Origin of the sequence: Sphingomonas jatrophae (genome assembly GCF_900113315.1) — a bacterium.
In the GTDB taxonomy this organism is placed as follows: Bacteria; Pseudomonadota; Alphaproteobacteria; order Sphingomonadales; family Sphingomonadaceae; genus Sphingomonas_P; species Sphingomonas_P jatrophae.
In genome coordinates this window covers 1,745,021-1,769,404 of record NZ_FOZG01000001.1, presented here as the reverse complement: position 1 = coordinate 1,769,404, position 24,384 = coordinate 1,745,021, and the positions used below count along the sequence as shown (strand labels likewise).

General features: G+C 68.2%; 21 protein-coding genes. 9 read left to right on the top strand and 12 right to left on the bottom strand.

Translation table 11 applies throughout. The features are described 5' to 3' along the window. Positions 1-16: 16 nt before the first annotated feature. On the bottom strand, positions 17-817 hold the full coding sequence (locus BM360_RS08275) for an SDR family NAD(P)-dependent oxidoreductase (protein ID WP_165611245.1): 801 nt from the start codon (positions 815-817) through the stop codon (positions 17-19). A gap of 206 nt (positions 818-1,023) precedes the next feature. Between BM360_RS08275 and BM360_RS08270 the strand changes: the two genes are divergently transcribed. Beyond that, positions 1,024-1,668 (top strand): glutathione S-transferase family protein, encoded by a 645-nt coding sequence (locus BM360_RS08270; protein ID WP_093313914.1) that lies wholly within the window; start codon positions 1,024-1,026, stop codon positions 1,666-1,668. Between the two features lie 5 nt (positions 1,669-1,673). Here BM360_RS08270 and BM360_RS08265 read toward each other — a convergent pair whose 3' ends face one another. After that, positions 1,674-4,010 (bottom strand): TonB-dependent receptor, encoded by a 2,337-nt coding sequence (locus BM360_RS08265; protein ID WP_093313224.1) that lies wholly within the window; start codon positions 4,008-4,010, stop codon positions 1,674-1,676. A gap of 208 nt (positions 4,011-4,218) precedes the next feature. On the opposite strand from BM360_RS08265, the gene BM360_RS19550 reads away from it, so the two are divergent. The 5 genes from BM360_RS19550 (at position 4,219) to BM360_RS08240 (ending at position 8,769) form a co-directional block, all read left to right on the top strand. Next, a complete protein-coding gene (locus BM360_RS19550; protein ID WP_165611244.1) occupies positions 4,219-4,962 on the top strand; it encodes an SDR family NAD(P)-dependent oxidoreductase in 744 nt (247 codons plus the stop codon). Between the two features lie 103 nt (positions 4,963-5,065). Continuing rightward, positions 5,066-5,830 carry an SDR family NAD(P)-dependent oxidoreductase gene (locus BM360_RS08255; protein WP_093313222.1) on the top strand — a complete coding sequence of 255 codons (765 nt, stop codon included), beginning with the start codon at positions 5,066-5,068 and terminating at the stop codon, positions 5,828-5,830. Between the two features lie 14 nt (positions 5,831-5,844). After that, a complete protein-coding gene (locus BM360_RS08250) occupies positions 5,845-6,267 on the top strand; it encodes a nuclear transport factor 2 family protein (RefSeq protein ID WP_093313220.1) in 423 nt (140 codons plus the stop codon). 19 nt (positions 6,268-6,286) lie between these two features. Beyond that, positions 6,287-7,057: an SDR family NAD(P)-dependent oxidoreductase gene (locus BM360_RS08245; RefSeq protein WP_207544546.1), complete on the top strand. Its 771-nt coding sequence runs from the start codon at positions 6,287-6,289 to the stop codon at positions 7,055-7,057. Next, positions 7,054-8,769 carry an FAD-binding protein gene (locus tag BM360_RS08240; protein WP_093313216.1) on the top strand — a complete coding sequence of 572 codons (1,716 nt, stop codon included), beginning with the start codon at positions 7,054-7,056 and terminating at the stop codon, positions 8,767-8,769. The genes BM360_RS08245 and BM360_RS08240 overlap by 4 nt, the downstream gene beginning before the upstream one ends. Here BM360_RS08240 and BM360_RS08235 read toward each other — a convergent pair. The 4 genes from BM360_RS08235 to BM360_RS19545 form a co-directional block, all read right to left on the bottom strand. Next, positions 8,766-10,013 (bottom strand): MFS transporter, encoded by a 1,248-nt coding sequence (locus tag BM360_RS08235; RefSeq protein ID WP_093313214.1) that lies wholly within the window; start codon positions 10,011-10,013, stop codon positions 8,766-8,768. The two genes, BM360_RS08240 and BM360_RS08235, sit on opposite strands and share 4 nt — an antisense overlap. An 86-nt stretch (positions 10,014-10,099) precedes the next feature. Continuing rightward, positions 10,100-10,870: an SDR family oxidoreductase gene (locus BM360_RS08230; protein ID WP_093313212.1), complete on the bottom strand. Its 771-nt coding sequence runs from the start codon at positions 10,868-10,870 to the stop codon at positions 10,100-10,102. Then, entirely contained in the window at positions 10,867-12,330 is a 1,464-nt protein-coding gene (locus BM360_RS08225) for an aldehyde dehydrogenase family protein (RefSeq protein WP_093313210.1), read from the bottom strand. The genes BM360_RS08230 and BM360_RS08225 overlap by 4 nt, the downstream gene beginning before the upstream one ends. Further along, entirely contained in the window at positions 12,327-13,169 is an 843-nt protein-coding gene (locus BM360_RS19545) for an NAD(P)-dependent oxidoreductase (protein ID WP_165611243.1), read from the bottom strand. The genes BM360_RS08225 and BM360_RS19545 overlap by 4 nt, the downstream gene beginning before the upstream one ends. 198 nt (positions 13,170-13,367) lie before the next feature. On the opposite strand from BM360_RS19545, the gene BM360_RS08215 reads away from it, so the two are divergent. Further along, positions 13,368-14,252: a helix-turn-helix transcriptional regulator gene (locus BM360_RS08215; protein WP_093313206.1), complete on the top strand. Its 885-nt coding sequence runs from the start codon at positions 13,368-13,370 to the stop codon at positions 14,250-14,252. Between the two features lie 3 nt (positions 14,253-14,255). Here BM360_RS08215 and BM360_RS08210 read toward each other — a convergent pair whose 3' ends face one another. Next, positions 14,256-15,269 carry an NAD-dependent epimerase/dehydratase family protein gene (locus tag BM360_RS08210; RefSeq protein WP_207544545.1) on the bottom strand — a complete coding sequence of 338 codons (1,014 nt, stop codon included), beginning with the start codon at positions 15,267-15,269 and terminating at the stop codon, positions 14,256-14,258. 9 nt (positions 15,270-15,278) lie between these two features. After that, positions 15,279-17,624: a TonB-dependent receptor gene (locus BM360_RS08205; protein WP_093313204.1), complete on the bottom strand. Its 2,346-nt coding sequence runs from the start codon at positions 17,622-17,624 to the stop codon at positions 15,279-15,281. On the opposite strand from BM360_RS08205, the gene BM360_RS19310 reads away from it, so the two are divergent. Then, positions 17,600-20,029, top strand: a complete 2,430-nt coding sequence (locus BM360_RS19310) for a molybdopterin-dependent oxidoreductase (protein WP_131819217.1) — start codon at positions 17,600-17,602, stop codon at positions 20,027-20,029. The two genes, BM360_RS08205 and BM360_RS19310, sit on opposite strands and share 25 nt — an antisense overlap. Positions 20,030-20,032: 3 nt before the next feature. On the opposite strand, the gene BM360_RS08190 is transcribed toward BM360_RS19310, so the two are convergent. After that, on the bottom strand, positions 20,033-20,896 hold the full coding sequence (locus tag BM360_RS08190) for an SDR family NAD(P)-dependent oxidoreductase (protein WP_093313202.1): 864 nt from the start codon (positions 20,894-20,896) through the stop codon (positions 20,033-20,035). Between the two features lie 130 nt (positions 20,897-21,026). Between BM360_RS08190 and BM360_RS08185 the strand changes: the two genes are divergently transcribed. Further along, positions 21,027-21,941, top strand: coding sequence for a helix-turn-helix transcriptional regulator (locus tag BM360_RS08185; protein ID WP_093313200.1), 915 nt, complete (start codon positions 21,027-21,029; stop codon positions 21,939-21,941). Between the two features lie 7 nt (positions 21,942-21,948). On the opposite strand, the gene BM360_RS08180 is transcribed toward BM360_RS08185, so the two are convergent. From BM360_RS08180 to BM360_RS08170, 3 genes are read right to left on the bottom strand one after another with little or no spacing between them, the layout of a single operon-like run. Further along, on the bottom strand, positions 21,949-22,770 hold the full coding sequence (locus BM360_RS08180; protein WP_165611241.1) for a coniferyl-alcohol dehydrogenase: 822 nt from the start codon (positions 22,768-22,770) through the stop codon (positions 21,949-21,951). Positions 22,771-22,793: 23 nt separating this feature from the next. Continuing rightward, on the bottom strand, positions 22,794-23,111 hold the full coding sequence (locus BM360_RS08175; protein ID WP_093313197.1) for a 2Fe-2S iron-sulfur cluster-binding protein: 318 nt from the start codon (positions 23,109-23,111) through the stop codon (positions 22,794-22,796). Between the two features lie 14 nt (positions 23,112-23,125). Further along, entirely contained in the window at positions 23,126-24,313 is a 1,188-nt protein-coding gene (locus BM360_RS08170) for a cytochrome P450 (protein ID WP_165611240.1), read from the bottom strand. Between the last annotated feature and the right edge of the window lie 71 nt (positions 24,314-24,384).

Sequence of the window (24,384 nt, the reverse complement as noted above, 5' to 3'; positions counted from 1 at the left end):
TCCTCGCTGCCGGGTGTCACAGGCTGAAGCCGCCGTCGAAGCGGACCGTCTCGCCCGTCACGTAGCGTGCCTGTTCGGAGGCGAGGAAGGCGAACAGGTCGCCTGCCTCCGAGGTCCGGGCTGGGCGCTTCGCCCGTGTCTGAGCCTCGATCTGGCGGATGAGCGCGACGATGTGGCCGAAGGCGGGCTCGGGCATGTCCGCAACGGCGGCGATCTGCGCATCGGCGTCGAGATCGTTGACCCACGATACGGCGACGCCGTTGCAGGTGATGCCCGCGCCCGCTTCCTCCGCTGCGACCTGGCGGATCAGCGCCTCGACCGCGCCTTTGGAGAAGGGCGAGGCGCCATCGAAGTCGACGACGCGAAAGTTTGCGATGGTGGTGCAGACGACGATCGGCCCGCCGCCCACCGCGCGGAACTCGGTCACGGCGCGGGAGACGAGGCGGAAGATGCCCATCGCGTCGGCGCGCAGGAATGCCTCGAGCGTAACGGCCGGCACGTCGGCGAGCTTGGCGAAGGGCACGCCGGGGCCGCCTGCCGAAACGACCGCGGCGATGCCGCCGCCGAGGCTGCGCGCCGCCTCGAACGCGGCGTCGATCGAGGCGGGCGAGGACAGATCGAGCATCTTCGCGCGCACGCGGTGGCCGGCGTCGCACAACTCCCGCTCGATCGCCGCGGCGCGGTCGCGATCGTGGCGGTAGGTGAATAGCACGGGCACGCCGCCTTCCGCCAGCCGCCGGACGACACCCTCACCGACGCGGCCGGTGCCCCCGGAGACGAGAATCGCGCCGGGGCGGAAGGTGAGGCTCAGCGGCACAGGCGGGCCCTGCGCAAGGCGGCTGCTCCGAACATCGCTGGCTTGGCCCCTTATCGCTGCGCTGGAGCCCTCGATACAGGCGCCGCCGCGGGGAGGGGAGGCGGCGGTCCGGCGCCGGTTTCGCGATCTGGCCATCGATGCGCCCGCGCCGCCTTGCCGGTGCGGACGCCAGCCGCGACGCTGGGCGGCACAGCGGAGGCCGCGCCATGATCACCGTCCACCATCTCCAGAATTCGCGCTCGATCCGGATCCTGTGGCTGCTGGAGGAGCTCGGGCTGCCCTACGAGATCGTCCATTACGACCGACACGAGCAGCTGTTCGCCCCGCCCGACTATCGCCGGCTGCATGGCCTGGGCAAGGCGCCGGTGATCACCGACGGAACCCGCGTGGTGGCGGAATCGGGGGCGATCATCGAATATGTCATCGAGGTGCATGGCGACGGGCGGCTGCGTCCAGCCGTCGGCAGCGATGATTGGGTGCGCTACCTGCAGTGGATGCATCTGATCGAGGGATCGGTGATGCTGCCCTACATATTGGGCATCTATATCGACATGCTGGGCGATGGCGGCGCGCCGGTGAAGCCGCGCGCCGAGAGCGAGATCGCGCTACATTTCGGCTTCATGGAGCAGGAACTGACGGGCCGCGACTTCGTCGTCGGCGATGCGCTGACGGGCGCGGACATCCAGGCGACCTTCCTGCTCGACGCGGCGGCGGAGCGCGGGCTGCTCGGCGACTATCCCGCGCTCGCCCGCTACCGCGCGTATATGGTGGCACGGCCCGCCTACGCCCGCGCGCTGAAGAAAGGCGGCGCCTACCGCATCGCCGACCTGACCGCCGCGGCGATGAGCTGACCGCCCTAGAAGTCGATCATCAGGCTGACTCCCCAGGAGCGCGGCATGACATATTGCGCCTCGGCAAAGCCCAGCGCGCCAAAATCGATCGCGGCGGTGCGGTGCTTGTCGTCGTCGAGCAGGTTGCGCCCATAGACGGTCAGCTCCGCCGTGGTGCGGCCGAGCGGAATGCGCGACAGGCTGATCTGCGCCTGCACGTCGTCGAAGCCGGGATCGCGCATGATGCGGTTGAACGGCGCGAGTCGATCGAGCGGCAGGAAGTAACGCTGACCGGTATGATTATATTCGACGCGGACGCTGGGCACGCCGAAGCCGCTGTCCACGAAGCTATACTGGATGGCGGCGTGGGTGGTGATCTTGGTCTGATATTGGAAGCGTGCCTCATCCGCGACGTTGATCGGCGCGGCACCCGCGGCGGGAACGAACTGATAGACCTTGTACTTGGGATCGGTATAGCCGAGCGACCCTTCGAGGATGAGCCCGCGCACCGGCGCGGCGGTGACTTCGAGCTCGATCCCCTTGAACTTGGCGCGGCCGGCATTCTGCGTCGAATTGCTGGCGCCGCCGGTCGGCGAGGTCGTCAGGACGGAGATCTGCCGATCCTTGTAATCGTTGTAGAAGCCGGCGATGTTGACGCGCAGGCGGCGATCGAACCATTCCGATTTCAGCCCCGCCTCATAGGCGACGACCTTTTCCGGATCATAGCCGTTGCCGATCAGGTCTGCCGGATTGAAGCCGCCGGACTTGTAGCCGCTCGACACGCGCGCATAGGCGTTCACCGCCTCGGTGAACTTGTAGAGGACGGAGCCGTTCGCCGAGAAGTTGGTCCACTTGCGCGCCAGCTGGCGGCTGGGGGGCACGGGCAGGCCGAAGGCGGTATCCTGCTGGTCGAGCGAGCGGCGATCCTCGGTGTAACGGCCGCCTAGCGTGAGCTCGAGCTTGTCGCCCAGGATGGCGGGCGTGTAGCTCGCCTGCGCGAAGGCGGCATAGGATTTGGCGACGCCGCGATAAGCGACGGTCCGCTGCTGCGGGATGCCGAGCGCCAGCCCTGTCGCGGTCTGGATGACGAAGGTGAAGTTCTGCGGATTCTGCTGCGCCACCCGCTCACGGAAGTAATAGAGGCCCGCGACATAGGTCAGCCGATCCGTATCGCCGAGCAGCTGCAATTCCTGCGACACCTGGCGCTGGCGGCTGAAATTCTGTGACTGGAAGGGCGTGACCGGCTGCACCGACACCGCGCCCGTCGCCGAATTGAGCACCAGCCCGCGCAGGCCCGTCTGGCCGGACAGGTCGCCAAATTCATGGACGCGCAGCGCACGGTAGGCGGAGATGGACTTGAGCGTCAGCGTGTCGCTCAGATCATATTCGAACGTGTTGGAGACGCCCCAGATCTCCGCCGAGGCGCGCCCGCGGAAATCGACCGCGAGCGTCTTCAGCCGGTCGGTCGAGAGCACGAAGGGGCGCCCGCCGAAATTGGGCGAGGCGCCGAAGTAGCGCGTGCGCAGCGCATCGGCGGCGACAGCCTGCATCAGCGAGGCGACGCCTTTGCGGTTCTGATAGTCGCCGCGCACGTCCCACCGGAAATTCGACCAGTCGCCATGCAGCGAGGCGAACACCGTATCCGTGTTCAGCGCGCCCGGATCGTAGCGATCCTCCACCAGGGGGTTGTCGAAGAAGCCGTCGCGCTGGCGATGCGCGTAAGCGAGGCGGAGCGCGATGCCGCTGTCGCCCAGCTCCCCCAGATCTATGCGCGTGCGCGACGTCCATTCGTCGAACGAGCCGTAGCTGACCTTCTGCTGGATGCCGAACGTGTCCTTGGGCCGGCTGGTGACGAGGCTGACCGCGCCGCCGGTCGTGTTGCGGCCGAACAGCGCACCCTGTGGTCCGCGCAGCACCTCGACGCGTTCGAGATCGACGATGTCGAAGATGCCGCCCGCTGTGCGGCCGAGGTAGACGCCGTCGAGATAAAGGCCGACGGGCGGATCGTTCGTCAGGACGGTGGGATTATTGTCGCTGATGCCTCGGATGGCGATCACCGATCCCGAGATCGCGCCCGACGACTGATTGATGTTGAGGTTGGGGGCGAGCGCCGACAGGCTCTCGATCGTCCGAACATTACGCTGCTCGAGCGCGTCTCCCGAGAGGGCCGTGACCGAGACGGGCACGTCCTGCGCCTGTTCGGCCCGCCGCCGCGCGGTGACGACGATGTCGGCCAAGCCGTCTGCCGGTGCGCCCTCCGTCGCGGCTGTGGGCTGCACGGCCTGCGCCAGCGCGGGCGCGGAGACGCTGCTCAGGGCGAGCAGGAGGATGGCGCTGCCCGCGCGGGCGAACGAGGCGTGCATGGCTGAAGATCCTCCCGGTTTTCTTTTACCTGTCCAATCGGATACTTGCCCGCCTCTTTCCGGTAAATCGCATGGGCAGCCGCCTGACCGTCAGACGTCATGCTTGTGGCTAGATTTGCGCAAGCCGGTCCGATTGCGAAAGCCTTGGGGCAGGCGGCATGCGCATCGGCGGCTAACAGCCGACGCGGACAAGGATGAGGATGCACGGATGGCGGGGTTTGCCGGCAAAAGCGTGGTGGTGCTCGGCGCATCGTCACCGATCGGGATCGGTGCGGCGGTGGCGCGGCGCTTCGCGGCGGAGGGCGCGCGGGTGATGGTCGCGGCGCGCCGGCGGCCGGGGCTGGAGGCGCTGGCGGCGGACATAAGCGGCGAGGCCTTCGTCTGCGACACGACCGACCATGATACGGTCGGCGCGCTGGCGGCGGCGGCAGTGGAGCGGTTCGGCCGGCTGAACGTCGCGGTCAACTGCGTGGCGGCAGGGTCCTATGGACCGTTGTCGCAGATCGATCCAGCGTCGACGCTGCCCGCGGTGATGACCAACTTCGTCGGCGGGCTTTATTTCATCAAGCATATGGGCAATGCGATGGAGCCCGACGGCGCGATCATCATGACCTCATCATCGAGCGTCACCAACAACAGCGCAGGGCTCGGCGTCTATGCCTCGACGAAGGCGGCGATCAACCATGCGATCAAGGTGGCGGCGGTCGAATATATGGCCAAGCGTCTGCGCATCAACGCGATCGAGATGAGCTTGGTGCTGACCGAATCCACCCCGCGCGACGCCTTCACGCCGGAGGCGATCGAGGCGTTCGCGCGCGCGACCCCGCTCGGCCGGCTGGCCACGCCAGAGGATTGCGCGGAGGCCTATCTGTTCGCCGCGGGCGCCTTCACGACCGGGCGGATCATCGACATCAGCGGCCGCGGCACGTTGGTGAAGGCGACGATGGGCTGAGCGCCGGGCGAGCATCGATGGCCGGATTGCACAAGGCGGCTGCGGAAGCGGGTGGAGCGGGGTGCCAGCAGCCGATAGCGTCGGCGGGAGCAAGGGGGACGGCATGGGATTGCTGGACGGCAAGATCGCGCTGATCACCGGCGCGGGGCAGGGCTTGGGACGGGCGATCGCCGAGGTGTTCGCCAGCGAGGGCGCCGCGCTGATGCTGTCGGGCCGCACCGAGCCGAAGGTGATCGCAGTGGCCGATGCGCTGCGGACGACGGGCGCGCGGGTGGAGGCGATGCGCACGGACGTGGCCGATCCGGCGCAGGTGGCGGCGAATGTCGCGATGTGCGTCGAGCGACTCGGCGGGCTCGATATCCTCATCAACAATGCCCAGTCCGTCTACACCAACATCCCCATGCTGGAGATGAGCGACGCGCAGTTCGTCGAGATGTTCGACACGGGGCCGCTCGCCACCTTCCGCTACATGAAGGCGGCGCAGCCGCATCTGAAGGCGCGCGGCGGCGGCGCCATCGTCAACTTCGCGACCGCCGCGGCGAAGCGCTGGGACATGCAGGGCTATGGCCCCTATGCGGGCGTCAAGCAGGCGATCCGTTCACTGACGCGCGCGGCGGCGGACGAATGGGGTGCCGATAATATCCGCGTCAACACCATCGCCCCGCTCGCCACCAGCCCCGCCTTCGACGAGTGGAGCGCTGCGCAGCCCGAGCAGGCGGAGGACCTGATCCGCCAGATTCCGCTCCGCCGCTTCGGCGATCCGGTGGAGGATATCGCGCGCGCGGTGCTGTTCCTCGTCTCGGCCGACAGCCGCTACGTCAGCGGCGCGACGCTGCCGCTCGATGGCGGCATGGCCAATTTCGACTGAGCGGGAGACGGGTGATGATGGCGGATGCCGCAACCAACAAGGCGATCGTCCGGCGCTTCTTCGAGGTGATGAGCGCGGGCGACGTGGACACGATGCTCGGCTTCTACGCCGACGACATGGTGCTGACGACGATGGGCGGCACGCTCATCTCTGGCAGCTTCACCAAGGCGGACATCGCCGCCGCGGCGAACCGCATCTACGACGTGTTTCCGGAGGGCATCAGCTTCGAGATCCTCGGGCTGGTGGCGGAGAAGGACCGCGTGGCGGTGGAGGCGACATCCTCGGGCGCGCACGTCTCCGGCGCGCATTATGCCAACCATTACCACTTCCTGTTCCACCTGCGCGATGGCCGGATCACCGAGATGAAGGAATTCATGGACACCGAACTGGTGACGGACATCCTCTGCGGCGGCCAGCGTCCGGCCGCCCAAGCATAGCAAACAATCGGAGAAGATGATGGCAGACCAGTTTCCGCAAGGCGCGGCCCTGATCTTCGGCGGCAGCGGCGGGATCGGGCAGGGCGTGTGCGATGCCTTTGCGCGTGCGGGCAGCGCCGTGGCGATCGCCTACCACAGCAAGCGCGACGTTGCCGAGGCGCGCTGCCGCGAGATCGAGGCGGCGGGCGGGCGCGCCACCGCGCACCAGCTGGACGCACGCGACGAGGACAGCATGCGTGCCGCCTTCGATGCGGTGGTGGCGGCGCATGGCCGCGTCCACACGATCGTCTGGGGGGCAGGCCCGCTGGTCGATCAGGTGCTGATCGCGGAGATGACGCAGGCCCAGTGGCGCCGCGCGCTGGAGATCGAGGTGTTCGGCCTGTTCACCGCCACCAAGGTGGCCATTCCCCATTTCCGCGAACAGGGCGGCGGATCGTTCGTGCATCTCGGCTCCGCCGGTGACAGGTGGTGGCCGGCGATGGATGGCCTGTCGGTCGCGCCCAAGGCGGCGAACGAGGCGCTGATCCGTGGGCTCGCCAAGGAGGAGGGCAAGCACAACATCCGCGCCAATTCGGTGCTGGTCGGCGTGATCGAGGCCGGCATGTTCCTCGAATTGCAGAAGCAGGGCGTGTTCGACGAAGCGTGGACGCGGGACGTGCACGGCAAATTGTGCCTGCCGCGCTGGGGCAAGCCCGAGGATATCGGCGCGGCCGCGGTGTTTCTTGCGTCAAATGCCGCCAATTACATCACCGGGCAGCAACTGTCCGTCTCGGGCGGGTTCGGCGTATGAGCGCGGGCGTCGCGGCCAAGGCCCGAACGCTCGGGCTGGAGATCGACGATCCGCTGATCCTCGACGATCCCGACGCGCATGGCTGGGACGAGGAAGCCGACCTGGTCGTCATCGGGCTGGGTGGTGCGGGCGTCTCCGCGGCGCTGGAGGCAGCTGAGCGCGGCGTCAGCGTGATCGCGGTGGATCGCTACGAGGGCGGCGGATCGACCGCGGCCAATGGCGGCATCTTCTACGCCGGCGGCGGCACCGCGGTGCAGAAGGAAGCGGGCGAGGAGGATACGCCCGAGGAGATGTACAAATATCTCAAGATCGAGGCGGGCGAGGTCGTGTCGGATGCGACATTGCGCCGCTTCGTCGCCGAAAGCGTGCCGACGGTGGACTGGATCCTGTCGCACGGCGGCCCGTTCAATTCCAAGACGTGGCGCAAGAAGGCGTCCTATCCGCCGCTCGATTACTTCCTCTACCATCCGGACAATACTTTGGTCGGCGACTATGCCCGCCGCGCCAAGCCCGCCGCGCGCGGCCACCGCGCGTTCGTGCGTAACGGCAAGAAGGCCTGGGGCCTGGGCTTCGCCATTTATGAGCCGCTGCGCGATGCGGCGCTGAAGCTCGGCATGCGCTTCCACCGCCATACCGAGGCGCGGCAGCTGGCGATGGATGCGAGCGGGCGGGTGATCGGGGTGCGCGTGCTCTCCATCCCGCCGGGGTCGGACGATGCCCGGAGGTTCAGCACCTACATCAACCGCGCCAATACCTATCTGGCGATGCTGCCGCCGGCCCTGCCGTTCGCTGCCGTCACCATCGGCATCGGCAACCATTATCTCAGGAAGGCCATGGCGATCGAGGCGCATGGCCGCACCGAACGCTGGATCCGCGCGCGCGAAGGCGTGCTGCTGAGCGCGGGCGGCTATATCATGAACCCGAAGATGGTGGCCGAGCACGCGCCCGATTACCGCGAGGGGATGCCGAACGGCACGCTCGGCGATCAGGGATCGGGCATCTATCTCGGCCTGTCCGCGGGCGGATCGACTGCGCTGATGAGCAAGATCAGCGCATGGCGCTTCATCAACCCGCCCAAGGCCTGGGCGGATGCGATCGTGGTCAACGCCAAGGGGGAGCGCTTCGTCGACGAGACGGTCTATGGCGCGACGCTGGGCGAGCATATCGGCGACCGGCAAGGCGGGCGCGCGTGGATCGTCTATGATGCGGCGGCGCGGAAGGCCGCGTTCAAACAGTCGCGCGATCCGATCCTGGTGCCGTTTCAGCGTGACGTGACGCTCTTGAACCTCATGTTCAACTACAAGAAGGCGCCGACGCTGGACGCGCTGGCGGCGAAGATGGGCTTCGACCCCAAGGTGCTGGCGAAGACGGTGGACGACTATAACCGCGCGGCGCGGGGCGAGGCGGCCGACGCGTTCGGCAAGGAGCCGGCGGACATGCAGCCGATCGCCGAGGGGCCATTCTACGCGATGGACATATCGGTCAACAGCCGCTTCCTGCCGCTGCCCGTCATCAGCTTCGGCGGGCTTCGGGTCGAGGAGGAGACGGGGCTGGTGCTCGATCCAAAAGGCAAGCCGATCCAGGGCCTTTACGCGGCGGGGCGGTGCGCCGTCGGCATCGCGTCGCAGACCTATGTCAGCGGCCTATCCTATGCCGATTGCGTCTTCTCCGGCCGCCGCGCCGCCCGCCATGTCGCCAAGGCGAACGTCTAGGCCGAGCGGGCGCGGCGCAGCAGGGTCAGCGCCGCCGCGGCGGTCAGCACGCAGGGGATCGCCAGCAGCAGGAAGGTGGTGTGCCGCCCGAACGCGGAGGCGAGCGGCACCAGCACCAGCGGCGTCAGGAAATCGCCCGCGAACAGCGCGACATAGAGCAGCCCGATTGCATTGGCGCGGTCCCCCGCCGCGACGCGGCCGACCAGCAGATTGGCCATGTGGACGACGAACATGCCCCCGGCGATCCCGCAGATCAGGCACCCGACGATGGTCTGCGCAACGGAGCCGGTCGTCCCCAGCGTCAGCATGCCGATCGCCCACAGGCCCATGTTGGCGACCAGGGTGCCGACGGGCCCCGCCAGTGCGAACAACCGCCCGTAAACGAACGCGCCCACCGTGCTGCCGACCGAGGTGAACATCAGGATGCGCGACAGCGTGCCCGCGCCCTCAACGCCGATCTCGCGCAGCAGGAAGGGCAATTGGGTGAGCGGCGCCATGACGAGGATGCCAAACAGGATCGTGCCGGGATAGATCAGCCGGCCTGCAGGCAGCGGCGCGAACAGGCGGGCGCCCGGCTGATCCGTGGCGGGCTCGACCCGGCGCGGCAGCGTCAGCAGAGCGGGCACGACGAACAGCAGCGCCACGCCGTAGAGCAGGAAGGCGGCGCGCCAGCCATAAGCATCTGCGATCTGCCCGGCGAACAGCATGCCGACGATGCTCGTGCCAGCAGCGATCGCATTCTTGTAGCCGAGCATCCGCGCACGCGCCGCATCGCCGAACTGCTCCGCGATCAGCACCGTCGTGCCGAGCGACAGCACCACCGCGCACAGACCGATGACGAAGCGGCTGGCGAGCAGCACGCTCGCATTCTCGAGGAACGCCCCCGCGCTGCCCGCAATGCCATAGACGAGCAGCAGAGCCGGCAGCAGCCGCGCTGCACCGAAACGGGCGAGGAGCCAGCCGCCGCTCAGGCCCCCGACGACGAGGCCGATGGCGGGCGCGGTCATGACCCATTGCGCCAGCACGTCGCCGCCGCGCGCCTGGCCGAAATGCTGCGCCAGCGACGGCAGGATCGGCCCGACGACGACGAAGATCAGCCCCGAATAGACAGCGCCGGTGAGCAGCAGCGCGATCAGCCAGAGCCCGGCCTTGGGCGGATGCGCGGTCGCGGCCGCCTGCGTGCGCGACTGTAGGTCCGACAGCGTCTCTCTCCTGCCTGCGGCATTGCGGGCTGTGCCCGTCATCCCACGCCCGGACGCCGCAGCGACGGGCTGTTCGGCGGAGCATGCCCCCAAAATGCGACGCACCGCAAGGCTGTGGCTACGCGGGGCTATTCCAGCGCCTTGGGGCTGCGGCCGACCGGACGGATCATCGTCACCTCAATCGTGACATTGTCGGGCAGGTCGAACATGTGCGCGATCTCCTCGCCCACCACCTCGACCGGCATCATCCCGTTCCAATAGGGCCCGCGATCCAGCCAGTCGGCATAGGCCGCGGCAATCGCCTCCGGCGCCCAAGATTTGCCGAAGCCCGTGCTGGTGTCGCCCGGGATGAAGCAGGTGACGGCGATATCGTCCTGCTGCACCTCGTGGCGCAGCTCCTCGGTGAAATATTCGAGGCCGGCCTTCGTCGCGCCATAGATGGACAGGTGGCTGAACGATCCCGGTGCCCGCGTGGTGGCGGAAGACACGTTGACGATCCGCCCGCCACCGCGCGCCCGCAGATAGGGGATCACCGCGCGGGCGGCATAGATGGGGGCAAGGAAGTTGATGCCCACCTGTTCCAGCACCTGTGCGTCGTCCAGCTTGTCGATGCTGTTGGGGTAGGCGACGCCGGCATTGTTGACGATGCCGTCGATGCCGCCGAAATGCGCCGCAGTCTCGGCCAGCACGCGCTCAATCTCGGACGGGGTGGAGACTTCGGCGGCGATGCCGAGCACGTCCGCCGCCTCGCCGAACGAGGCGCACGCCGCCGCCACCGCATCGGCATCGCGCGCGATGATCGCGACGCGCGCACCCCGCCGCACCAGCGCCGCGGCGGTGTGATAGCCCATGTTGCGTGCCGCGCCAGTGACGACGATGACCTTGCCCGCCGCGCTCATGCCGCCTCCGCCGGAATGGCGATGGTCTTGGTCTGAAGATATTCCTCGAAGCCCTCGACGCCCATTTCGCGGCCGATGCCGCTCTGCTTGTATCCGCCGAAGGGCGCGTCCGCGCCGAACATGTTGGCGGCGTTGACGTTGAGCGAGCCGGTGCGGATGCGCCGCGCCACCGCCAGCGCGCGCGCCGGATCGGCCGACTGCACCGCGCCGCCGAGGCCGTAGAGCGAATCGTTGGCGATGCGCACCGCATCGTCGTCACCGTCATGCGGTATGGCGACCAGCACGGGGCCGAATATCTCCTCCTGCGCGATCCGCATGTCGTTGCGCACGTCGGCGAACAGCGTCGGCTTGATGTAGAAGCCGGCCAAGCTCTCCGCCGCGCCCCCCGTGACCAGCCGCGCGCCTTCCTCCTGCCCGAGGCGGATATAGCCGAGCACGCGCTCATAGTGCGCCTCGGACGCGACGGGGCCGAGGATCTGCTCCTCGCTATCGGGATCGCCATAGCCCATGGTTTCGAACAGCATGCGCAGCGTTTCCACCGCCTCGTCGTAACGGCTGCGCGGCAGCAGGATGCGCGTCGGCAGCGAGCAGCCCTGGCCGGCATGGTAGCAGACGGCGAGCGCACTGTAGAGCGCATCGGGGAAGGGCGCGTCGTCGAGCACGATGTTGGCCGACTTGCCGCCCAGTTCGAGGAAGACGCGCTTCAGCGTCGTCGCGGCGGCGGCCATGATCCGCTTGCCCGTCGCGGTCGAGCCGGTGAACGAGATCACGTCGATGCGCGGATCGGTGACGAGCTGCTCGCCGAGCGCCGCCTTGTCGCCACTCGTCACGACGTTGAGCACGCCGGCGGGGAGGCCGATCGCCGCCGCCGCCTCGCCGATCAGCATGGCGGACCAGGGCGTCTCGGGCGCCGGCTTCAGCACGACGGTACAGCCGGCCGCCAGCGCCGCGGTCAGCTTGGCGAGGTTGATCTGCACCGGCATGTTCCAAGGCGTGATCGCGGCGACGACGCCGGCTGCTTCCTTCACCACCAGCCGCCGGCTGGGCACGCCCATGGTCGCATCGACGCCGATGTCGCGCTCATAGGCGTAGCGGCGGGCGAGATCGATCGTCCAGCGCATCATCGCGATCGGCGTATCGAGCCCCACCGCCCGCGTGACGCCGATCGTCGCGCCCGTTTCCGCCGCGATGCGCGCGCGATGCGTGTCGGCCAGCTCCGCCAGCTTGGCCTGGAGCTGCTCCAGCCAGGCGACGCGGAGCGCCACGTCGGTCGACCAGGACGTATCGTCGAACGCGGTGCGTGCGGCGGCGATGGCGGCATCTAGGTCCTCGGCGCTCGCATCCGCCGCCTGGCCGACCACGGTGCGCGTGGCCGGCGCGACATTGTCGTAGCGCCGGTCGCCCTCCGCGGCCCGCAGCGCGCCGCCGATATAGAGGAGCGAGGGGGGATAAAGGCTCATCGACCGATGCCTTCCATGATGATGCGTTCGAACTCGGCCGCGACATGGCCCGTCGTCGTCAGCGCCGGGCCGCCGTCCGCCGCGACCTGCGCGGCGAGCGCGAGATCCTTGTGGCCGAGCATGACGAGCGCGTGCTGCGAGGCGGTGAACGCCTCCCGTCCGATCCGATCGGGGCCGCTCCGGCGATGGTCGATGAACTTGGCCATGGATGGCGTGAGATTGCCGTTGGCGCTCATCGTCTCGGTCAGCTTCTCAGGGTCGAGGCCGAGTGCGTCGGCGAGCCGATAGGCCTCAAGCGCGGCCGCCAGCTCGATATAGGTCACCAGATTGTTGCAGATCTTCAGCGCCATGCCCGCACCCGGCGCGCCGGCATGGACGATGTGGCTGCAATAGATGCGGAGCGGCGGCGTGGCGGCGGCCACCGCCTCGTCGCTGCCGCCGACCATCACCAGCAGCTCGCCCCGCGCTGCGCCGTCCGGGCCGCCGGTGACGGCCGCGTCGAGCAGGGTGACGCCGCACGCCGCGGCTTGGCCGGCAAGATCGACGACCGTGGCGGGCGCGACGGTGCTGTGGATGACGATCAGGCCCGAGCGCATCGTCCGCAGCAGGCCGTCCGCGCCGTCGACCACGCGCCGCACATCGCCGTCGTCCCGCACGCAGACGGCGACGAAGGTGGCGGCCTTGCCCATCTCGGCCGGGCTCGCTGACCACTGCGCCTTGCTGGAGAAGGCTGCAGCGGCGGCGGGCGACACGTCATGCACCAGGCAGTCGGTCGCATCGGCCAGCCGGTGCGCCATGGGTGCGCCGATATTGCCGAGACCGACATAGCCGGTGCGCATGCACCATCCCTCCTCCGCCGCCCGTAAGGCGCGTTGCTCCCATGGTGCTCGCCGCAGCGAAAGGCGAAGCATGGCCGCTGCGGCGGCACGATTTCGATATCCGGCCATCTTCGCCGCGGGCTGGACGCGGTGCGGCAAAGGCATAGATTGGTGTCCAGGAATTCGGCGAAGCATCGGAATCCATCGAGGGAGGGCAGCATGGCACCGGGCAGCACCACTCCGTCCAGCGGGAGGCGGATCGAGACGGTCGACCTCGTCGCCGAGCTCCAGAGCCTCGATCATCCACCCTATGTGGAGCAGGTCTTCACCGAGACGCTGCACACGCTGGCGCTCTACAATTTCCGCCATGTGCGGGATCGCGCGCCGACCATGGCGCGCTTCCGCAGTCGGGGGGCGGGCTCCGCCTTCCGACAGATCGGCCGCATCGTCACGATGCCGGCGGGTGTGCCGATGGAGGTGCGCGGGGACGGCGGCCGGGTGGATGCGGTGCGCTGCCAGTTCACGCCCGCTCTGCTCAGCCAGATCAGCGGGCGGGACCATTTCGCGACCCGCGGCGAGCTCGACGCCTGCACCGATGTGCGAGGGCGCGCCGCCCGGCTGCTGCTGGAGTCGCTCGGCCGCGAGCTGGCCGCGCCGGGCTTCGCCGCCGCTGCCTATGCCGAGGCGATCGGTCACGCGCTGATCGTCGAGCTGGCCCGCCATCTCCAAGGCGCCGTTCGGCCGGCGCGCGTCGGAGCGGGGCTGTCGCCCGCGCAGATGGCGATGCTGACCGACTATATCCACGCGGCGTCGCGCGCGCCGTCGCTTGCGGATGTCGGCGCGCTGCTCGGCTACAGCTCGCGCCACGTCAATCGCAGCTTTCGGCGCAGCACCGGCCAGACGCTGCACAGCTATATCGAGGATGTTCGCTTCCAGCGCGCCTGCGCGCTGCTGGCGGGGGAGGATCTGCTGATCAAGGAAGTCGCGTGGCGGCTGGGCTTTTCCTGCGCGTCCAACTTCGCGGTCGCCTTCCGGCGCCGTGCGGGCGTGTCGCCGCAGGCCTATGCCCGGCTGCACGGACGCGCCGGGATCGTCGCGCACTGAGGCCTAGGTGGGCGCGTAACGCTCGCGGTAGAAATCCACAGCCGCACGGATCGAGCGTTCGACCGGCTGGGGCGACCAGCCGAGTTCGGTTCGCGCCTTGGTCGCGTCCATGTCGTTGATGATGTGCGTCAGTCGGGCGGACTGGACGGAGAGCTGGCTGCCGCGGCGCCGCAACGTCGACACGCAATCCGCGACGAAGCCGAGCGCGTAGAGCAGGGCGAGCGGCATCGTCCGGATGCGGCGCGTCGATCCCGCCTGATCCGCGGCGATGCGGTAGAGATCGTGCTGCGTCAGCCAGCTATCGGACACGATGTAGCGCTCACCGATGCGGCCCTTGCGCTCGGCTAGGATCATTGCGTCCGCCGCATCCTCGACGCCGACGCAGGCGAGGCCCGCCGCGACCGCGAAGGGCAGCTTGCCCGATGCCGCCGCCCACAGCAGGCGGCCGTGCGGCGTCGCCGCGTAGTCGCCCGGGCCATAGGTGTTGGCGACGTTCATCGCGATGCCGGGCAGGCCCCGCTCGGCAACGTAGCGATCGAACAGCTGCTCCGCCTCTACGCGGATGCGGATGTAGGGGCCGGCCTTCTCGGGAAAGTTGAACCGGTCCCGCTCGGTCGAGACGCCGCTCGAATTGCGGCCGATCGTGGCGATGGTGCTGGTGAGGACGAAGCGGCGCACGCCCTCTGTGAGCGCCGCGTCCATCACGGTGGCGAGGCCATCCACATTCACCCGCCGCATCGGCGCCGGGTCGCGCAGCCATGCCTGCGTGTTGACGACGCAGTGGATGATGCTGGTGCAGCCGGCGACGGCGGCCGCCACCGCCTCGCGGTCCGTCACGTCGCCATAGGCCCATTCGACCGGCAGGCCGGCCAGCCCCTCGACGTTGGTCGTGGGCCGTACGAAGACGCGGACCCGGCGGCCATCCGCGACGAGGCGGCGGACGACATGGCTGCCGAGGAAGCCCGCGCCGCCGGTGACGAGGACGATGCCGTCCGCGTCACGCTCGGTGTCCGGCACCGCCGCCACCTAGAACTCGACCCGCCCCTCGACCCCAATCACGCGCGGCCGCACGTAGATGGCGGTGCCGAAGCCGAGCGCGCCGAAATCGATCGTGCTGACGCGGTAGCGGCTGTTGAGCAGATTGTCGCCAAACACGGCGAGTGTCAGCCTGCTGTTGCCGAGCGGGATGTCGCTCAGCGCCGCCCGCGCGGAAAGGTCGTTGCGCTTGTCGCTGGCAAGATCGTCCCGCGCATTTGGGAGGCCGACCGGATCGGACGAGACGGACTCGAACACGCGCCCGCTCTTATAGCTATAGTCCATGTTGAAGGTCGGGCGGCCGAAGCCGGTTTCGGGTGCCTCATATTGCAGGCCGGTGTGGAAGGACCATTTGGCGACATAGCCGAACTTGGCGCTGTCCTTCAGATCCTGTCCGAGATAGAGGAACTGCCTGTACTTGGGATCGACATAGCTCGCATCCGCCATCAAGGTCAGCCCGCGCACCGGCGCGGCGGTCAGTTCGGCCTCGAAGCCCTTGTAGGTCGCCTTGCCCGCGTTCATCGTGTTGCTGACGAAGCCGGCGGTGGTGCTGAAGCCCGGCTGCGTGATCTGGAGATCGTCATAATCGGTCTGGAAGGCGGCGAGGTTCAGTCGCAGCCGCCGGTCGAGAAACTCGGACTTGAAGCCAATCTCGTACACGGTCGCGGTTTCCGGATCATAAGCCGGCCCGTCGAACCCGCGCGGCGAGAATCCGCCGGCGCGGTAGCCGGTGCCGACGCGCGCATAAGCGGAGATGTCCCGCGCTAGCTTGTAATTGAGCGTGACGTTGAAGGATGTGTTCTTGAACGACTTGGCCTGATCGCTGACGACGGGTGGCGGCAGGCCGTTATTGTAGACCTCGGTCGCCACCGACTTGCGATCGCGCGTGTAGCGAAGCCCACCGGTGATCTCGAGATTGTCGTCGAGGATCGGCGGCGTATAGCTTGCCTGGCCGAACGCCGCATAGGATTTGGTGCGGCCGCGATAGGCCAGCCGCCCGGCGGCGGCGACCGCCCCGTCGACGATCCCGTCACCCGTGAAATCGCCGACGAACAGATAGGTCTGCGGATTGTCTTCGGCATAGCGCGCGTTGAAGTAATAACCACCGATCGTATAGTCGAACCGTTCGCTCGATCCAATCACTTGCACTTCCTGCGTGAACTGCTTCAGCCGCTTCGATCCGCCGCCAATATAGGGATCGATGGTCGTCAGTGCCGTGCCGAACGGGAAGGTGAGGAAGTTGGTGATGAGCGGCACGCGCACGCCCGCCGACGATCCGAACGGCTGGATCTCCTGGCTGCGCCAGCTGCGGTGGCCGGTGATCGATTTCAGCACGATGCCGTCGCTCACGTCATAAGCGAGCGTCAGCGAATGATTGTCGCTGTTGTTCTTGGCGCGCGGCACGTCGGGCGCGTTGACCCTGCCCAGCCGCCGCGTCGACACGCGCAGCGGATCGCCGCCGAAACCTGCCGACTGGCCGACGAACGCGCCATAAGCGGCGCTCGTGATGGCGAACTGGTTGTGCGGGCCGATGTCGCGCCGGCGGACCAGATCGAAGCGGTAATCGAGCGTGAAGGCGCTCACCTCGCCATGCAGCGCCACGCGCGCGGCATGCGCCTCAGACGCGCCGGGATCGCGGTCTGACGGGCGGGTGATGTCGTTCACATAGCCGTCACGCTTGCGATATTGATAGGAGAGGCTCGCCGCCCAGCCGGGCAGGATCTCGCCCGTGTCGAGCCGGGTGCGCGCGATCAGCTCGTCATGCGTCGCATAGCTGACCTTCGCCTCGCCACCGAAGCGGTCGCCGGGCGTTCGCGTGACGATGTTGATCGCGCCGCCTGTCGTGTTGCGGCCGAACAGCGTGCCCTGCGGTCCGCGCAGCACCTCGATCCGCTCCAGATCGAGCGTGTCGAACTGGCCATAGGAGAGGGCGTTGACGTAGATGCCGTCGATATAGATGCCGACCGACGGCTCGTTGGTCAGGATCGGATCGTAGGTGGCGATGCCGCGGATCGCGACGGCCAGCCCCTGCGTCGTGCCCGATGGCACCAGTTCTAGGCCGGGGGTGAAGCTCGCCACCTTGGTCACCTCGACGACGTTCATCGCCTCCAGCTTGTTTCCCGAGAAAGCGGTGATCGAGACGGGCGTTTCCTGAAGATTCTCGGCGCGGCGCCGCGCGGTGACGACGATGTCCTCCAGTCCGCCTTCGGTGGCGGCGGGCGCATCGGGCGGCGCCGTTGTCGCGGGCGGCGCGGCCTGTGCAAAGACGGGCGCGCCCGCTGCGATCGCGCCTGCCGCGCCGGCTGCACGGAATGCGGCTTTCCACCTCTTGTCCATGTCTGTACCTCCCCGCTGGTGCCGGCCGCTTCTTTGCGTCGACCGGTTGTCGAGGGCGTCGCGCAGCTGTCGCCGCAATGCCGCTAGCGGGCCGCGTGCGCCGTCCGGATGCTAGGCCGGGATCGCGGCAGATCGAAGGGGCCCGGCCCGCCCCGGCGCGACTGCTTGGCCGGATCGCGCAATCTGTCCCGATTGTGCCTCTACTTTCTGCCGGGAGGGCGGGATCGTCCGCTTATGCTGCCCGGCGGGCCGATGACAGCCCAGAGAGGCGCATGATGGACGGGCCTGAGCATCTATCCTTCTGCCGCATTTGCATGGGCACATGCGGCATGGTGCTGACGACCGATGCGGACGGTCGGCTCGCTTCGATCCGGGCAGACAGAGACGATCCCCAGACCTTGGGCTTCGCCTGCTTCAAGGGCCTGCGCGCGGTGGAGGCGCACAACAGCCCCAAGCGCATCCTGCGCCCGCTGAAGCGCCTGCCCGACGGCACGCGGATCGAGATTCCGCTGGAGGTCGCGCTCGACGAGATCGCCGACCGGCTCGGCGCGATCCGCGCGGAGTCGGGCGATCACGCGCTGGCCGGCTACAAGGGCGGTGGAGCCTTCTTCACCGCCTCCGCCGCGGTCATGCTCAACGAGTTCCTGGCGGCGCTCGGATCGCCCAAGGTCTACAGCTCGGCGACGATCGACCAGTCGGCCAAGGCGGTGACGGCTGGGCGGATGGGCACGTGGCCGCCAGGCAAGCTGCCGAATGACCGCTGCGACGTCATGTTGCTCGTCGGCACGAACCCGATGGTGTCGGTCAACCCGCCCTTCGACTGCCGCAACCCGGTCAAGCGGATGAAGCAGGCGCGTGCCCGCGGCATGAAGCTGATCGTCATCGATCCGAGGCGCACCGAGACGGCGGAGTTCGCCGACCTTCACCTGCCCGTCCTGCCCGGCGAGGACGTGACCCTGCTCGCCGGCATCCTCCGCGAGATGCTGGCGAACGGCTGGTACGACCGCGCCTTTTGCGATCACCATGCGGGCGACCTCGAGCGCCTGCGCGAGGAGGTGGCGCCGTTCACGCTCGATTACGTCGCGGCGCGCGCCGATCTGCCCGCCGCCTCGGTCACGGAGGCGGCGCGCCTGCTGGGCGGCGCGGGGCTGCGCGCGCTGGCGGGCAGCTCGACCGGGCCGGACATGGGCGCGCATTCGAACCTCGCCGAGCATCTTATCGAAGCGATCAACGTGCTGGCCGGCGCCTTCATCCGGGAGGGCGAGGAGATCCCCAATCCCGGCGCGGTACTGCCGCGCGTGCCGCAGCCTGCGCAGGTGATCCCTGCCGGCCGCTGGTGGGAGGCGGGGCCGATCAGCCGCATCGACGGCTCCGGCTCGCTGATGGGCGAGATGATGACGGGCACGCTCGCCGACGAGATCCTCGTGCCCGGCCCCGGTCAGGTGCGCGCGCTCATCGTGCATGGCGGGAACCCGGCCTCGTCCATTCCCGACCAGCACCGGATCGTCGAGGCGCTGCGTGCGCTCAATCTGCTCGTCTGCATCGAGCCGGTGATGTCGATCACCGCCGAGCTGGCCGACTATGTGCTGCCGCCCTTCATGCAATATGAGCGGCCCGATCTCCACTTCTGGCTCTACGAATGGATGATCTACCGCGACGCGCCCTGGGCGCGCTACACGCCCGCCATCGCGCGCCCGCCGGAGGGGAGCGAGCTGGTCGACGACTGGTATGTCTTTTGGGCGCTGGCGAAGCGGATGGGCGTGCCGATGACCTATCAGGGGCAGCCGCTCGACATGGGCGTCCCGCCGACCGGGGATGCGCTGCTGGAACGTATCGCCGCCGCCTCGCCGATGCCGTTCGAGGCGCTGCAGGCCGCACCACGCGGCGCGCGCGTGGACGAGACGGTCCACCGTGCCGCGCCCGCGGAGCCCGGCTGCTCGGGCCGGTTCAGCCTTATGCCGGACGATGTCGCCGCGGAACTGGCGGATGCTCTGGCGGAGGTGCCGCCGGGCTCCGCGCTCGATTGCCGCCTCGCGGTCAGGCGGCTGCGCGAGACGTTCAACTCGGTCGGCCGCGACCTGCCCGAGACGCGCAAGCGCCAGCCGTTCAACCGCGCTTATATCCACCCGGACGAGCTGGCGGAGCGCGGCATGGCACCGGGCGACCGGATCCGCATCCGCTCCGATCATGGCGAGATCGTCGCGCTTGCCAGCGCGGATCCCACGCTCCGCCGCCGCGTCGTCTCGATCGCGCACGGCTTTGGCGCGCTGCCGGGTGCGGCGGACGACGATTACCAGCAGAACGGCGTGTCGACCAACCTGCTGCTCGACGGCAAGACGCGCGAGACGATCAATGCCATGCCGCGCATGACGGGCGTGCCCGTCGCGCTGGAACGCATCAACTAGCGGCTAGCGGACGATCGCCGGGTGGGGGATGCGCGGCTCGCCCAGCATCTCGCGATAGGAGGGCGGGCGCACGCCGCCATCGTCGGTGATGTCGTAGCGCTGCGCGATCTCCGCGCCGATCAGCGTCTGGCCGGACAGCTCGTCGCGCTTCGGATCGTCGTGGATGGCGCGAATGATGCGGCCGGTGAATTCGGGCGATTCCGCCACCTTCATGAACTCGGCATATTGCTCGGGATGCGCCGCCGCCGCGATCGCGGTGCGGTGCGTCTTGAGCGGACCCATCCAGATCGACACGGCGCTGACCCCGGTTCCGCGGAAATCGACGGCCATATCAGCGGCGAACTTGTCCACGCCCACTTTCTGCGCGCCGTAGGCGGGCCCGTGCATGTAGCAGGCGGAGCCGAAGGAGGAGGAGAAGGTGACCAACCCGCTCCCCCGCGCCACCATCAGCGGGGCGGCATGGTAAGACGCGACATAGTGGCTGCGCAGGCCGATATCGAGGATCTTCACGAGATCGAGCGGCTTCTCCCAGAACACGCCCGGATTGATCAGATCGTCGTCGATATAAGCGACATTGTTGACCAGGATGTCGAGCTGCCCCTGCTGCTCGTCCGCCACACGCTCGAACAATGCCTTGATCTGCGCATCGTCGCCATGGTCGACCGACACCGCGATGCCCATGCCCCCGGCGGCGGTCACCGCGTTCGCCGTCTCGGCGATCGAACCCGGAAAGCGCGACTGCCCGGCGCCCTGCGTGCGGCCGGTGACATAGACGGTCGCGCCCGTCTGTCCGAGGCCGATGGCCAGCCCTGCGCCCGCACCGCGGCTGGCTCCGGTGACGACGGCGACGATCTTTGACCTGGTCATGCCTCTCTCCCTCTCCTGATGCCGGCTTCACTCAGGCGAAATGCGAAACCATGCCGCGACGCTCTTGAGGATAGCGCGCTGCGTGGTAGTTTGCATCCACGACTACGCAAAATAAAAAGAGCGAGAGAGGATGGAAACGCACCACAGCCACGAAACCGTCGCGCGCCTCGATTCCCGGCTCTTCTCGCTTCAGCTGGCCACGCACATGCAGCCGGCGGCGGATTACGAGGTGTATGAGGAGCCCGACCATGTGCTGGCGCTTCAGCGCGTCCAGTCGCTCGGCGCGTGCGAGGGGCGCTACAAGACGGGCGGCGCGCGCGATTATTCCAGCATCGGCCGCCTGATGTTCCTGCCCGCGGGCATGCCGCTGGAGGTGCGGACCCGCTGCCGGCCCGAGCAGGTCGTCCGCTGCGTCTTCACCACGGAGGCGCTGGGCGTCTATGGCGGCGCCTGCGACGTCTATGATCGCGGCGCGCTGTCCACGTTCCTCAACGTCCGCCGGCGCGAGATGATCGAGCTGATGACATTGGTTGGCGAGGAGCTGGCCTCTCCCGGCCTTGCGCGCGAGACGCTGGCGGAATCGCTCGGCATCGCGCTGCTGATCCAGTTCGCGCGCTACGTCTCGGTGCACAGCCAGGGCGATGTCGGCTATCGCGGCGGCCTGGCACGCCGTCACCTCCGGCTGATCAAGGAGGCGGTGGAGGAGGGCGATCGCTGCCCGTCTCTGTCCGAGCTGAGCGAGCTGGTCGGCCTCAGCCTGCGCCACCTCACCCGCGCGTTCAAGCAGACGACCGGGATCACCGTCTACACCTATGTCGAGCAGGTGCGGCTGAGCAAGACCAAGGCGTTGCTGGCGGATACGGACATGCTGATGAAGGAGATCGCCGCCGCGCTTGGCTTCTCCTGCGCGAGCAGCCTGTCCGTCGCCTTCCGCAAGCTGACGGGCGAGACGCCGCAGGATTATCGCAAGCGCCATCGCCGCGCGCAGACGCGGATCGTGGTGCCCACGGCCATGCCGCGCAGCGCCGGGCTGCTCCTGTCCTGACGCGCGGTCAGCCGGTCACTTGGGTGAGCAGGGCGGGCACGTCGATCGTGCCCAGCATCACGCCCGAGGTGAAGCCGCCGTCCGCGACGAGGTTCAGCCCGTTGACGTAGCTGGCGGCATCGCTGTTGAGGAAGATCAGCGGATAGGCCTGCTCGGCGGCAGCGGCGCGGCGGTCGATCGGCGCGGTGAAGACGTCGATCATCGCCGCGCTCGACACCGCCTCGAAATCCTTGGTCATGCCCGAGATGGTCGGGCCGGGGCTGAGCAGGTTGAGGCGGATGCCCTGCTTGATCAGCGTCTGTGCCTGCAGCAGCCCCCAGACGATCACGATTTCCTTGGCGAACATGTAGGGATCGCCCTGTCCATCTAGATGCTGCCGGCCCCAGGCGAGTCCGGCTTCGTAATCCGGCGTGGCGATCGCCTCACGGATCAGCGGCATGCGCTCCGGATAGCCGTTGCCGGCGGTCGAGGCGATGATCGCGATGGCCGATCCCTGCCGCAGCTTCGGCCGCAGCCGCTCGACAAGGTAGCGGGCGCTGAGGAAATTGACCTGGAGGATCTCGATCGCGGGAAAGGTCTGCGGCAGGCCGGCGCAGTAGAACAGCGTATCGACGTGGCCCTCGATGCCGTCCAGCGCCGCGTCGATCTGCGCGGTGTCGCGCAGGTCGCAGGGGGTGAAGGAGGCGAGCGCGACCGGGCTCTCCTTGAGGTCGAGCCCGTGCACCTCCGCACCAAGCCGCACCAGCTCACGCGCTGTCGCCTCACCGATCCCCGAATAGCAGCCGACGACGATGCAGCGTTTGCCGGCATAGGACCATGGATCGCTCATGTTCGGCTCCCCTCGGAGATCAGTCATTCGGGTAAGGCGACGCGCACCGTCAGCCCGTCGAGTCCGGGCTCCAGCCGCACCTGGCAGCCGAGGCGGCTGGTCGGGCCGGCCCGGTCGAGCGCGTCGACCATCGCGCGTTCCTCTTGCGTCATGGCGGGCAGGCGGTCCGCCCAGTCCGCCGCGACATATACGTGGCAGGTTGCGCACGAGCAGATGCCGCCGCACATGCCGATGATGCCGGGCACGTCGTTGATCAGCGCCACCTCCATCAATGTCATGTCGGGCAGCAGCTCCGCGATGATGGGCGGCGCGTCCACGGGCAGGAAGGTGACGCTCGGCATGGGATCTCCGACGGTCAGCGGGCGACGAAGCGGACGAGCAGGTGGGTGAAGCCGCGGACGTTCGGCGAATGCATCCGCGCAAGGCCCTCCTCCTCGACGGCGAAGTAGCCGAGCGTGGAGAGCAGCTCCTCCATCGCCACGCGCGCCTCCAGCCGGGCGAGCGCGGCGCCGAGACAGGCGTGCAGGCCGCCGCCGAAGCCGAGATGATCGCGCGGGTTGCGATGCACGTCGAAGCGCTCAGCGTGCTCGTAATGGCGCTCATCGCGATTGCCGCTGGTGAAGATCAGCGCGACCTTCTTGCCCGCCGGGATGACGCGATCGTGCAGCGCCACGTCGCGCGTCGTCGTGCGCGCCATCATCTGCGTGGGGCCATCGAAGCGCATCGTCTCCTCGACGAGGCCGGAAATCAGGCTGCGATCCGCCAGCACCTCGGCAAACTGATCGGGGTGGCGGTGCAGCTGGTAGCACATGTTGCCGATCAGCTTGGTCGTCGTCTCATTGCCAGCGATCGACAGGATGTAGATGTAGCCGAGCACGCCCTGATGATCGATCCGGCCCTCCGCCTGTGCCGCCATCAGCAGCCCGATGATATCCTCGCGCGAAGCGCCGCGCGCGCGATCGGCCAGCTCCGCGTTGAAATAATCGTAGAGCTTCAGCGTCGCCTGCATGCCCTCGTCGGGCATGGCGAACACGCCCTCGTCGCGGTGGACCACCGTGTCCGTCCAGCCGCGCAGCAGATCCTCGTCCTCGCGGCGGAAGCCGAGCAGGCGGCAGATGATCGCCATGGGCAGCCGGGCGGCGAAATCATCGATGATGTCGATCCGCCCGGCGGCGAGGTGCGGCGCGATCAGCGCGCGCGCCATGTCGCGCACCGCCGCCTCGAGAGGGGCGACCCTGGCCGGCGTGAACAGGCCTGCGGTCAGATGCCGTAGGCGGCTGTGCACCGGCGGATCGGTGTTGATCAGCAGCTCCACCTGCGCCTTCAGCTCTTCGAGAGACGTGCCTTGCGCGCTGGTGAAGGTCTTGAAGTCGCGCACCGCGCGCTGGCAATCGTCGTACCGGGACAGCGCGTAGAAATCGTAGCGGCTGTTGTGGAAGACGGGCGCCTCGTCGCGCAGGCGGCGGTAGACGGGATAGGGATCGTCATGCTGCCGATAGTCGAACGGATCATAATCCAAGGGCGGCGGGGCGGTCTCGATCATGGATGAGGAGTAACGCGGCCCGGTGCCGCGCCGAAGCCGAAGCTGCGGCATGGAACGGCCCGGCTTTGCAT